Genomic DNA, 12,274 nt, shown 5'->3' on the forward strand with positions numbered 1-12,274 from the left:
CACCAACCTCCTGCCGGTCGATACTCATTGGTATCGAATACTGGCGAGAATCGTACCACCAGCGCACGACACGTCAGATGGGGATCATATGTCGACACCAGTCCGGGGCAATGGAGCACCGGTGCGGGTGCTACTGACCGAAGTTTCCAGTCTTACCGCTCGCGAGTTCCTGTCCGTGCTTGGCCCGGCGGGCTATCACCTGGAAGCGTTGTCCGCCAGTGCCTTTGCCCTCGGCCGCTGGAGCGTATGGCTCGAGCGGGTGCACCGCGGCCCGGCCGCGGGCGCCGATCCGGAGGGATTCGCGCGGGCGCTCACCGCGGTGACCCGGGATCGCGCGTTCGATGCCGTGCTCTCGACGCACGAGGATGTCGTGTTGTTCGCGGACCGGCGTTCGCTGTTCCCGGCCGACCTGCCATTGGCGATCTCGCCCGCGGCCAGCGTGGCCCGCGTCGCGAGCAAGCTCGAATTCGCCCGGCTCGCCGACGATCTCGGCCTGCCGCAACCGGACTGGGTGCGGCTGACCGAGGACCGGCAGTCCTTCGAATACCCGTACTACGTCAAGGCCGCGTTCGGCACGGCGGGCAACGGCGTGCGCCTGGTGACCGACGACCGCAGCCGGGTCCGCGCGCCACAGGATCTCGCGCGGCGCGGTCCGCTGCTCGCGCAACGGTTCGCCCGCGGGGAGTACGCGCAGGTGCAGGGGATGTTCGAGCACGGGCGACTGGCCGCCGTGCACACCTCCGAACAGCGGGCGACCGGGATCGGCGGCAGCGCGGCGGCCAGAGTGAGCGTCGATCACGAGTTGCCGCGCAAGCACATCGCGTTACTCGGCGATGCGCTGGCCTGGCACGGCGGGCTGACCATGGATTACTTCCACGAGGACGGCGTGCCGCAATACATCGAATGCAATCCGCGCACGGTCGAGCCGTTCAACGCGGCCGCCAGCGGCGTCGACCTTCCGGTACTGGCCGTGCGGCTGGCGCGCGGGGACAGCCTGCCCGATGGTGTGCAGGTCGGCAGGCCCGGCGTCCGCACGCACAGCCTGGCCGCGATCAGTCTCGGCGTCGCCGCCACGACGGGTAGGCGGCGCGCGGTGCTCGGTGAGGTCAAGGCGGCGCTGGCCAAGCGCGGAACCTACCGGGACAGCACCGAAGCCCTGACCCCGCCGGCCGATCCGCTGAGTCTGCTGCCGCTGGCCGTGATCGTGTCCGGTCTGCTGCTGCGCCCCCGCCTCGCCGACACGCTTGCCGCCAGGGCGGTGCGCAACTACGCCGTGCTGCCCGCCCGCCGTGACCCCGATCCGACGCACCCTTAGGAGCACCGCTTATGGCCCGCCTGCTGTACACCCTCGGCGCATCGTGTTTCCGGCATCGGTGGGCCGTCGTGTCGGGGTGGTTGCTCCTGCTGATCGCGACGGGCGTGCTCGCGCTGGTGCACGGCGGCACGCCGACCAACACCTTCGTCGTCCCCGGCACGGAGGCGCAGTCGAGTATCGAGTTGATCAAAACCCGGATGCCGCAGGCCAATGCCGGGGGAGCGACCGCACGGGTGGCGATCCAGGCGGCGAAGGGGGAGCGGGTGACGAGCCCCGCGGGCGCGGTCGCGATCGGTCAGGCGGCCGGTGCGATCGGCGCGCTCGATCATGTTGCGTCCGTGCGCAGCCCGCTCGATCCGCAGAACCGGGGGATCTCGCTGGACGGGCGGGTGGCCATGATGGTGGTGACCTATGACATCACCTCCGGCGAGCTGACCGCCGCGGACCGGACCGGGCTGGACCGCGCGGTTTCCCCGCTGCGCGACGCCGGTCTGGTCGTCGAGATCGGCGGCACCGCACGGGAAGAGCCGATCCCGACCTCGCCGCTCGAGCTGGCCGGTCTGGTCATCGCGCTGGTGATCCTCACCGCGACCTTCCGCGCCGTGCTGGTGGCGGGGTTGAACATGCTGACCGCCGTCGTCGGCGTCGGCGTCGTCACCTTCGTCATCATGGTGACCAGCTCGGTCGTCGAATTGCACCTGACGGCACCGGTGCTCGCGACGATGATCGGCCTGGCGGTCGGCATCGACTACGCGCTGCTGATCCTGTCCCGGTATCGCGCGGAGATCGCCGGGGCGCCCACTCGCGCGGAGGCGGCAGGCCGCAGCGTGGCGACCGCGGGCAGCGCCGTCGTGGTCGCCGGGGCCACGGTGTTGATCGCGCTGGCCAGCCTGGCCGTGGTCGGGATCCCGTTCCTCAGCGGGATGGGCCTGGCGGCGTCGATCGCGGTCGCGATCGCGGTGCTCGTCGCGCTGACCCTGCTGCCCGCCCTGCTCGGTATCGCAGGCGGGCGGATCGCCCCGAATGTGGTGTCCGACGCGACTTCGCGCGGCCGGGACGGGCGGTGGATCCGGTTCGTGGCGCGCCGGCCGGTGGCGGTCATCGTGGTCTGCGTCGGGCTGCTCGGCGTGCTGGCGCTGCCGATCGGCAGCATGGCCACCGGGCTGCCCAACGATGAGACGATGCCACCGAGCTTCGGCAGGCACAAAGCCGCGGATATTCTCACATCCGGCTTCGTCGCCGGGGTCAACGGCCCGTTGATCGTGGCTGTCGATCTCGGCGAGACCTCTGATCCCGTGCACGCGAGTTCGCAGATCGCGCAACGACTTCAGGCGCTGCCGGGCGTAGTGGCGGTGTTGCCGCCGCAGCTCGACGCCGCGAATGATCTTTCGATCATCACCGTGATCCCGGCGACCGGGCCGTCCAGCAAGGCCACCCGGGATCTGGTCGACCGGATTCGGGATACCGCGCCGGATGCGTTGGCGGACAGCGGTGCTCGCGTCTCGGTCACCGGGGACGTTGCCTTGGCGATCGATACGTCGAGGAAGCTCGGGGATTCGCTGCCGATCTATCTGTTCATCGTCGTCGCGTTGACGCTCGTGCTGCTCACCGTGTTCTTCCGATCGATATTCGTGCCGCTGATCGCGGCGGCCGGCTTCCTGCTCACCGTGGGCGCGGCGCTGGGCTGCGCGACGGCGGTGATCCAATGGGGTTGGCTGGCCGATGTATTCAGCGTCGACCAACCCGGGCCGCTGATCTGCGTGCTGCCGATCCTGGTCACCGGCGTCCTCTACGGGCTGGCCATGGACTATCAGGTGTTCCTGACCACCCGGATCAGCGAGCAACGACGCGGTGGCGCAACGCCTTCCACGGCGGTGACCAGTGGCTACTCGCGCAGTGCGCGGGTCATCGTGGCCGCCGCGGCCATCATGGTCGCCGTATTCGGCGGGTTCGCGTGGTCGCAGGATCAGATCGTGCAGGCGCTCGGATTCACGCTCGCGGTGGGTGTGCTGATCGACGCGTTCGTGGTCCGGCTGACGCTGGTGCCCGCGGCGATTCTGGTGCTCGGCCGGGTGGCGTGGTGGTTGCCGAGCCGGCTGACTCGGGTGCTGCCCGAACTCGATCTCGAGGGTTCGCGATTCGACCATCGGGAGGCCACGGCGGCCGATGTCGCGCACGTCACCGAGGTCGATCAGAAGGTGTCGAGAAGATTGGGCAGCCCGGATTCGTAACGCTGCCGGTCGATCTGCTTCGCGGCGTCGAATTGCGGTAGGCGGTAGAGCTCGAACACTCGGGCTCTGGCTGCGGAGGAGCCGGCGGCATCTAGGAGGGCGTTGACCGCCGCGCGGCCGGATTCGTTGGCGCCCTCCATGGTTGCGAGGTCGACGTTGGTGCGGACGTAGTCGCCGGCCAGGAACAGGTTGGGGATGTCGGTCTGCGCGGTCGGGCGGAGGTCCCAGGAGCCCGCGGTGTTGATCAGCAGGGGTTCGTCGTTGGTGTTGGTGCGGTCGGCGGCGGACCACTGGATGGCTGGGTCGAGGAACCAGGAGTGCAGGCTGTCGTCGCGCAGCAAAGCTTTGTTGTCGCCGTACAGACCGGCTTTGAGTTGTGCCCAGACCTCGGCGGCGATCTCGTCGCGGGTGCAGTCGCAGGCGGGCTTGCCGTACCGGATGCCGGGGGTGTTCCAGTCGGAGATGTCGACGGAGAGGATGTCGCGGACGGTGCCGTCGCCGTAGTCGCGGGGGAGGTCGCGCTGCTGCCAGAATTGGGCTTGGTTGAGGGCGCTCAATGCCCAGGGGGAATCGAGAAAGCCCAAGTGGCCCTCGATGATCGGGGCGTCGGTGGTGAGGTAGTACTGGATGCCGTTCATCCAGTCGGTGGTGAGTCCGTGCATTCGGGTCAAGTTTGCGTCGAGTGCCGATATCGCTGCGTCCCACAGGGTTCGAGCGCGTTCGGCGGGCATGGCGCAGACGAACCAGTCGGCGTCGATCCGCGTGGTCGTGCCATTGCTGTTGCGGGCGCTTGCCGAGGTTATGCGACCGCCGTTCGCCTGCAACGATTCCACGGTCACCCGGGTCTGGAATCGTACGCCGAGTCTGGTCAGGTGAGCCACCCACGGATCGATCCACGCCTCGTTGGTGGGCAGGTTGAGGACTCGGTCGGGTGCGCCGTCATTGCCTTGCAGGACAAGGGCGGCGAGGAACGCGTCGGCCATGTTCCCGATGGTGCGGGCGCTGGCGACCTGTTCCTTGGCGGCTACCAGGGCGCGAGTCAGAGCCTTGGACAGGAAGCGGCGGTAGGCCTCGGACTTGCCGGGCGCGCGGACGAAATCGAGCCAGGACACGTATTCCCATTGGCCGTAACGACGTTCGTCGCAGCTCGTGAGAAACATGAGCATACGGGTGCCGAACTCGGCTGCCTCGAGCGGCGGCACCTGGAGGCCGATCCGGGTGCCGCCGATCAGGGTCTGGACGATGTCCTGCGGGGTGAGCACCGACGGTAGCTCCGGGGTGAGGCCATAGCTCGACTCCTCCGATAACGCGTGGTCTGCCGGCGGATCGGGGTCGACCTCGCTGCCTGGAGGGTTTCTAGCAAGAACAATTACTCGCGTTCAATTCGCGTTCCGACCCGCGTTCGACGGTCAGGTCGCCGGTGCGGCGTTGGCAGAAACCGTGATGACACCGGTTGGTTCGGGGTGCGCTAAGGTGCCTGACCTGTGCAATCGCGTTGTGGGCGGCACCGGACCGTACTCAACGGTCCGCAATGCGAGTCGAATACGAGTAGGTCGATCGTGGGTGGGTATCGCCGGATCGTGACTTTCGACCTGACACCGACCGCGGCGCAGCATGATCTGGCCAAGCGGGCGCACGAGTTCGCGGAAGAGTGCATTCGGCCGGTGGCGGCCGAGTACGACCGGGCGCAGGAGTTTCCGTGGCCGGTGCTCGAGGAGGCGGCGGAGCGGGGGTTCTACAGTCCGCTGTTCTATCGGGACCTGATCGGGGATCCGACGGGGTTGTCGTTGCCGATGTTCATGGAAGAGCTGTTCTGGGGTTGTGCGGGCATCGGATTGGCGATCGTGATGCCCGCGTTGGCGCTGTCGGCGATCGGGCAGGCCGCGACGCCGGAGCAGATGTTGCAGTGGGCGCCCGAATGTTTCGGCACGCCCGGGGATCTGAAGCTCGCGGCATTGGCGATCTCGGAACCCGAGGGCGGCAGTGATGTGCGGAATCTGCGTACTCGCGCGGTGCGCGACGGTGACGACTGGATCATCGACGGTCACAAGATGTGGATCGGCAACGGCGGCATCGCCAACGTGCACGTGGTGAACGCGGTGGTGGACGAGGAGCTGGGGCACCGCGGGCAGGCGCTGTTCGTAGTACCCGGCGGCACACCGGGATTGGAGCTGGTGCGCAAGCTCGACAAGCTGGGCTGCCGGGCCTCGCACACCGCGGAATTGAAGTTCGACAGCGTGCGGGTGCCGATGGAGAACCTGCTCGGTGGGGTAGACAAGCTCGAGCACTCATTGGCGAAGCGGCGTGCAGCGGTCCGCACCGGCGGCCGGTCCGGCTCGGTCACTCTCGGTACCTTCGAACAAACCCGTCCGATGGTGGCCGCGCAGGCGCTCGGAATCGCCAGGGCCGCACTGGAATACATGACCACCTACGCGAAGGAACGGCAAGCCTTCGGCGCACCGATCCTCGACAACCAGGGCATCGCGTTCCCGATCGCGGACCTGGCCACGCAGATCGACGGAGCCCGGCTGCTGACCTGGCGCGCGTCCTGGATGGCCGCGAACGGCGTGCCCTTCGAACGCGGCGAAGGCTCGATGTCGAAGCTGGCCGCCAGTGAGGTGGCCGTGAAAGCCACCGAACGCGCGATCCAAACCCTCGGCGGCTGGGGTTACATCAGCGACCATCCGGTGGAGAAGTGGTACCGCGATGCCAAGCTGTACACCATCTTCGAAGGCACCAGCGAGATCCAGCGCATCGTCATCTCGCACGCGCTCGGCGCGGCCGAAGGCAGGCCGCCGCTGCACGTCGACCTGGAACCCTCAGGCGGCCCGCTGAACAAAGTGTTCGGTCGCGGCACCGAAGCCAGAAGCAAAGCCGCCGCAGCGGCATTGAACATGCGCGACCGCGTCCCGAGCCCGATCATGAAGGCCGCGTTGAAGTTTCTCCGCCCACCCCGCTGAATCCCGAAAAGACAACTCAGGCCGACCCTCGGGGCCGGCCTGAGTTGTCTTCAGTTGGAAGCTCGATCAGCTGAGGTCGAAGCGATCGTTGTTGACCACCTTGACCCACGCGGCGACGAAGTCGTTGACGAACCTTGCCCCGGAGTCCTGCTGGGCATACACCTCGGCGATCGCGCGCAGTACCGAGTGCGCGCCGAAGACGAGGTCGTTGGCGGTCGCGGTCCAGGTGGTCTTACCGGTGCGGTCGTACCCCTGATACACGTTCTCCGTCGACTCCGAGGCCTTCCACTCGGTGTTCTGGTCGAGCAGGTTGACGAAGAAGTCGTTCGTCAACGTGCCTGGGCGGTCGGTGAATACGCCGTGCTCGGTGCCGCCGTGGTTGGCGCCGAGCGCGCGCAGGCCGCCGATCAGGACGGTCAGCTCCGGCGCGGTCACATCGAGCAGGTACGCCCGCTCGAGCAGCAGCCGCTCGAGCGGAGCCTTCTCCCCGGCCCGCACGTAGTTGCGGAACCCGTCGGCGCGCGGTTCGAGCACCGCGAACGACTCCACGTCGGTGTTCTCCTGCGACGCGTCGGTCCGGCCCGGCGCGAACGGCACCGTGACCTCGTGGCCCGCGTCCTTGGCCGCCTTCTCCACCGCCGCGGAGCCGGCGAGGATGATCAGGTCGGCCAGCGAGACCTTCTTGCCGCCGGTCGCGGAGGCGTTGAAGTCCTGCTGGATCTGCTCCAGCACGGGCAGCACCTTGGCCAGCTCGGCGGGTTCGTTGATCTCCCAGCTCTTTTGCGGTTCGAGCCGGATGCGGGCGCCGTTGGCGCCGCCGCGCTTGTCCGTACTGCGGAAGCTCCCCGCGGACGACCACGCGGTCTTGACCAGTTGCGGAACCGACAGGCCGGACTCGAGCACCTTGCTCTTCAGCGCCGCGATGTCCTGCTCGTCGATCAGCGTGTGGTCGACGTCCGGCACCGGGTCCTGCCACAGCTGCGGCTCCGGCACCCACGGCCCGAGGTAGCGGCTGACCGGGCCCATGTCGCGGTGCAGCAGCTTGTACCAGGCCTTGGCGAACGCCTCGGACAGCTCCTCCGGGTGCTCCAGCCAGCGTTGGGTGATCTCCCGGTAGATCGGATCCTCGCGCAGGGCCAGGTCCGAGGTCAGCATGGTCGGGGTCCGGCCGGGGCCGCCGAACGGATCGGGGATGGTGCCCGCGCCCGCGTCGTCCTTCGGCTTCCACTGCCACGCGCCGGCGGGGCTCTTGGTCAGCTCCCACTCGTAGCCGTAGAGGTTCTGCAAGAAGCCGTTGCCCCACTGGGTCGGCGTCGACGTCCAGACGACCTCGAGACCGCTGGTGATGGCGTCCTTGCCCTTGCCGGAGCCGTAGGCGCTCTTCCAGCCCAGGCCCTGCTGCTCGATCGGCGCGCCCTCGGGTTCGGCGGCGACCAGGTCGGGGTTGCCCGCGCCGTGCGTCTTGCCGAAGCTGTGGCCGCCGACGATCAGCGCGGCGGTCTCCTCGTCGTTCATCGCCATGCGGCCGAACGTGTCCCGGATGTCGCGCGCGGAGGCCACCGGATCGGGCTGACCGTTCGGGCCCTCCGGGTTCACGTAGATCAGGCCCATCTGCACGGCGCCGAGCGGGCCGGACAGTTCACGGTCGCCGCTGTAGCGCTCGTCGCCGAGCCAGGTGTCCTCCGGGCCCCAGAAGATCTCCTCCGGCTCCCAGATGTCGGGGCGGCCGAAGCCGAAGCCGAAGGTCTGGAAGCCCATCGAGTCGAGCGCGACGTTGCCGGCGAACACCAGCAGGTCGGCCCAGGAGATCTGGTTGCCGTACTTCTGCTTGACCGGCCACAGCAGCCGGCGCGCCTTGTCCAGGTTCGCGTTGTCCGGCCAGCTGTTGAGCGGCGCGAATCGCTGCGCGCCCTGCCCGCCGCCGCCGCGACCGTCGGCGATCCGGTAGGTGCCGGCCGCGTGCCAGCTCAACCGGATGAACAGGCCGCCGTAGTTGCCGTAGTCGGCCGGCCACCAATCCTGCGAATCGGTCAGCACCGCCGCGACATCGGCCTTGAGCGCGTCGACATCGAGCTTGGCGAACTCCGCGGCGTAGTCGAAGTCGGCGCCGAGCGGGTTGCCCTTCGGCGAATGGGCGTGCAGCACCGAGACGTCGATCTGCTCCGGCCACCAGTCGGCGTTGGTGTGCGGGCGCTGATCGGTCTTGACCGTGGGGGACGGGATCGCCGGGTTCTCGCTCTCGCTTTCGCTGCGAGTCTCGGAACCTGGGGTGGGGCTGTCGGTCACGACATTCCTTCCTGAATTGTGATGCGGGCTGCGATCAGGGACGGACGGAGGCGGCCTGCGCGGCCGCACAATCGGGGCATAAACCCCAGTAGATGACCTCGGCCTCGTCGATCACGAAGCCGCTGTCGTCGGACGCGGTCAAACAGGGGGCCTCGCCGATCGCGCAGTCGACGTCGGCGATGGCACCGCACGTCCGGCAGACGACGTGGTGGTGGTTATCGCCGATCCGCGTCTCATAGCGGGCCACCAGGCCGGACGGTTGGATGCACCGGAGCAGGCCGGCCGCGGTGAGGGTGTGCAGCGAGTCGTACACCGCCTGGTGCGACACCGCCGACAGCCGCGCGCGCACGGCGCGGATGATCGAATCCGTATCGGCGTGCGGATGTTCGTGCACCGCGCTCAACACCGCGACCCGCGGAGCGGTCACGCGCAACGAAACTCCGCGCAACATCTGCTGGAATTCGGTGGCCGTGGGCACGCCTGGAAGTCTTGCCGGTCTTCTTGAACGAGTCAAGCATTGACATCGGCGGCCTCGGCACCGATGCTGACCAGTCGCTGTTGTGTTCGAACGGGTGCGCGGGTACTTTTGCGGACAGGTTCAGACACGAGCCAACGGTAGTCACTGCTTCGAGCATGCCCGTTTCGGCGGAGCCCGGGCCGCGGCTACACCCGATCACGCTGGGCGGCAGGTCCGTTCGGCGCTGACCCGGAGCGTTGTGCATGGCGAATCAGGTGAGTCCGCGGCGGCCGCGAATGTCCCGGCGGTTGTTGTCGCATAACCATCCACCATCGAACACCGGTGTGTTCGCCCACGGGCAGCTTCGCATTCGGGGCGAGACGCCGCGACCGGGTCTGCGTTTGCTGACCGTCCTCGGTGAACTCGATCTGGCCACCTCGCCGCTGCTGGATCGGGTCGTGCGCGACAGCGAACGCATTCCGGCGATGGTGGTGGACATGAGCGAGGTCGCGTTCCTGGGCTTCGCGGGAGTCGACGTGCTCGTGCGCGCCGCCGAACGGGCGGACGACGGCCGGCGCCGGTTCGCGGTCGTGGTGTCGACCCGGCCGACGCAACGCGCATTCGAACTGACCGGAGCCTACGCGTGGATAGGGTGTTATCCCCGGTTGGACATGGCGCTCCGGGCGGTCGCCGAGTAGCCGAGCCGGTGCCCCGCGCTATCTTGCGTCGCCCCAACACTTCTGGCAGGTTCGGAGATGGTCTCTGCGCGTAGCGCCGCGAGGTCGAGCATCGGCGGCGCCGAGACAGGCCGGTGGCAGCGTCTTTGGTCTGTCGGCGGATTCGATCGAATGGTGAGGACACCATGGACTCTGCGCTTGTTTCGGTAGGTTTGCCGCTGGTTCTGATTGTGATCATGTTCGGGTTGGGGCTCTCGCTCACCGTCGCGGACTTCACTCGAATCGCGAAGAACCCCAAGGCCGTTGCCATCGCGCTGATCTGTCAGCTGCTGGTGTTGCCGTCGATCGCGTTCGGACTGGTGCTGCTGTTCGATCCGTCGCCGGTGCTCGCGATCGGGGTGCTGCTGCTCGCCGCGTCGCCGGGCGGGACGGCGGCGAACCTGTTCAGCCACCTGTTCCACGGGGACGTCGCGCTGAATGTGTCGCTCACGGCGGTCAATTCGGTGATCGCGGTGGGCACCGTGCCGCTGATCACCAACTTCGCCATCGGCTACTTCGACCCCGATGGCGCGGCCACGGTCGGGTTGCAGTTCGGCAAGGTCGTTCAGGTGTTCGCGATCGTGCTGATCCCGGTCGTGCTCGGCATGCTGGTCCGGCGCTGGTCGCCGAACTTCGCGGACCGGATGGACAAGCCGGTGCGGATCGGCTCCGCGCTCACGCTGACGCTGGTGATCGGTGCGACGATCATCGACCAGCGCGCCGACATCGTGCCGTACGTCCGGGCGATCGGCGTGGCGATGATCCTGTTCTGCGTGATCAGTCTGACCGTCGGCTATCTCGTCCCGCGCGTGCTCGGCGTCGAGGGCCGCCAGGCGATCGCCTGCTCGATGGAGGTCGGCATCCACAACGGCGTCATCGCCATCACCATCGCCATCAGCGTCCTGGACAGCACCGAAATGGCCATCCCCGCAGCGGTTTACGGCGTCGCGATCTTCCCGCTGGCGGCCGGGTTCGGCTGGCTCGTCACCCGTCGCAACCCGCGACCGGACCCCCACGATGTTCCCGAGGTCTCCGCTGTGGCCGGGTTCGGGCCGGTGGCCGGAAGTCCCGAGGCGATGCTCGGCGAAGCCGCGTCGTACCAACCGTTTTCCCGCACCGAAGACGACCCGAAACCCTCGAGCTGACGACGCCAGTCAGCGCAGGTACCAGCCGGTGCCACCGATCGGGGTCTCCTTCTCGATGCGGGGCACATGCTGATCGAAGAAGAGTTTCGCGGTGAGCTCGGCTCGGCTCCGAACCTCTAGCTTGCCGAAGACCCGCTTGATGTGGTCGTCGACGGTGTACGCGGACAGGGCCAGCAGCCGGGCGATCTCGGTTCGGGAGAACCCGCGCGCGAGCAGGCCGACGACTTCGCGTTCCCGCTGGGTGAGCCGGTAGACGTCGGCGACCAGTGCCGCGATCTCGACCGGGCGGGTGGCCTCGATGATGATCGAGAGTTGCTCGTCGGGACCGGGCAGTCGTTCGGCGTGCAGGGTGAGCCAGCGTCCGGCCCTGGTGCGGACGCGGCTGCGCGCGCGGCCCGGTCGCGACCTGGCCTGGTGCGCCAGATTCAGTACGCAGTAGGGCAATTCGCGCTGCGGGTCGACATCGTCGTCGACCTGGTCGAGCCAGCGGGCGGCCGTCGGGCTCGTGGTGATCGGGTCGAGTTCCGGAGTCAGCAGGATCAGGCCGGGGCCGTTGATGTCCTCGCCCACCGCGATCTCGGTCAGCGTCAGCTCCCGGCGGATCGCGTCGGCGACCGCGCCGGTGGCCCGGGCGGCCAGCCGGGTGTCCGCATCGGCGAAGCCGGGGGCGTCGGCGGCCCGGAACAGGATCAGCGCACCCCACACGTTCGCGTTGCCGCCGAACAACACCCGCATCTCCCGCGTCATGCCGCTCGGCTCGAGCACCTGCTGATAGTGCCTGCTGGTTTCGGGATGTCCGCCGGTCGCCTCCCAGAGCGTCACCGCCCGCCGGGCGCCGCGGGCGAGCGTGGGCAGGGCGAGCGCGTCGTCGCCGCGCGCCTCGATCTCCAGCAGCTGCGGCATGTATTCGAGCGGCAGTCCGTCCCGGTGGAAGCCGCCCGTGGGCAGGACCGACGCGGGGTCGATGGTCAACGCGCACCAGGCGTCGAACGCGACGGCCTGGCGCAGCACCGCGGCCACCGCGCATTGCACGGCGACCGCACCGGACACGGTCCGGCACGCATGCTCGACGCCCGCGGTCAGCACGTCGAGCGACTTCCCCTGCATCCCCTCAGTATCGCGCGCCCGGGCGGCCCGGCGAATCCCCGGAACCGGGGATGGGCG

General features: G+C 68.3%; 9 protein-coding genes. 5 read left to right on the forward strand and 4 right to left on the reverse strand.

The window, feature by feature from the left end; all coding sequences use genetic code 11:
- Positions 1-121: 121 nt before the first annotated feature.
- Both F3087_RS07745 and F3087_RS07750 read left to right on the forward strand, forming a co-directional pair.
- Positions 122-1,315 carry an ATP-grasp domain-containing protein gene (locus F3087_RS07745; RefSeq protein ID WP_150401162.1) on the forward strand — a complete coding sequence of 398 codons (1,194 nt, stop codon included), beginning with the start codon at positions 122-124 and terminating at the stop codon, positions 1,313-1,315.
- A gap of 11 nt (positions 1,316-1,326) precedes the next feature.
- Positions 1,327-3,546 carry an MMPL family transporter gene (locus F3087_RS07750; RefSeq protein ID WP_150401163.1) on the forward strand — a complete coding sequence of 740 codons (2,220 nt, stop codon included), beginning with the start codon at positions 1,327-1,329 and terminating at the stop codon, positions 3,544-3,546.
- On the opposite strand, the gene F3087_RS07755 is transcribed toward F3087_RS07750, so the two are convergent.
- Positions 3,507-4,808 (reverse strand): hydroxysqualene dehydroxylase, encoded by a 1,302-nt coding sequence (locus tag F3087_RS07755; RefSeq protein WP_223884910.1) that lies wholly within the window; start codon positions 4,806-4,808, stop codon positions 3,507-3,509. The genes F3087_RS07750 and F3087_RS07755 overlap by 40 nt on opposite strands.
- Positions 4,809-5,126: 318 nt before the next feature.
- Between F3087_RS07755 and F3087_RS07760 the strand changes: the two genes are divergently transcribed.
- Positions 5,127-6,506: an acyl-CoA dehydrogenase family protein gene (locus tag F3087_RS07760; RefSeq protein WP_150401164.1), complete on the forward strand. Its 1,380-nt coding sequence runs from the start codon at positions 5,127-5,129 to the stop codon at positions 6,504-6,506.
- Between the two features lie 66 nt (positions 6,507-6,572).
- Here F3087_RS07760 and katG read toward each other — a convergent pair whose 3' ends face one another.
- Together katG and F3087_RS07770 are read right to left on the reverse strand one after the other, a co-directional pair.
- Positions 6,573-8,792: a catalase/peroxidase HPI gene (gene katG, locus F3087_RS07765; protein WP_150401165.1), complete on the reverse strand. Its 2,220-nt coding sequence runs from the start codon at positions 8,790-8,792 to the stop codon at positions 6,573-6,575.
- Positions 8,793-8,826: 34 nt separating this feature from the next.
- Positions 8,827-9,243, reverse strand: a complete 417-nt coding sequence (locus F3087_RS07770) for a Fur family transcriptional regulator (RefSeq protein ID WP_375906804.1) — start codon at positions 9,241-9,243, stop codon at positions 8,827-8,829.
- 269 nt (positions 9,244-9,512) lie between these two features.
- Here F3087_RS07770 and F3087_RS07775 point away from each other — a divergent pair, with 269 nt between their 5' ends.
- Both F3087_RS07775 and F3087_RS07780 read left to right on the forward strand, forming a co-directional pair.
- The gene (locus F3087_RS07775; protein ID WP_150401167.1) at positions 9,513-9,947 is read left to right on the forward strand and encodes an STAS domain-containing protein; all 435 of its coding nucleotides are present in this window, start codon (positions 9,513-9,515) and stop codon (positions 9,945-9,947) included.
- A 164-nt stretch (positions 9,948-10,111) separates the two neighbouring features.
- The gene (locus F3087_RS07780; protein WP_150401168.1) at positions 10,112-11,110 is read left to right on the forward strand and encodes a bile acid:sodium symporter family protein; all 999 of its coding nucleotides are present in this window, start codon (positions 10,112-10,114) and stop codon (positions 11,108-11,110) included.
- Between the two features lie 9 nt (positions 11,111-11,119).
- On the opposite strand, the gene F3087_RS07785 is transcribed toward F3087_RS07780, so the two are convergent.
- On the reverse strand, positions 11,120-12,217 hold the full coding sequence (locus F3087_RS07785; RefSeq protein ID WP_150401169.1) for a helix-turn-helix transcriptional regulator: 1,098 nt from the start codon (positions 12,215-12,217) through the stop codon (positions 11,120-11,122).
- Positions 12,218-12,274 lie beyond the last annotated feature (57 nt).

The organism is Nocardia colli (assembly GCF_008704205.1).
GTDB classification, from domain to species: domain Bacteria; phylum Actinomycetota; class Actinomycetes; order Mycobacteriales; family Mycobacteriaceae; genus Nocardia; species Nocardia colli.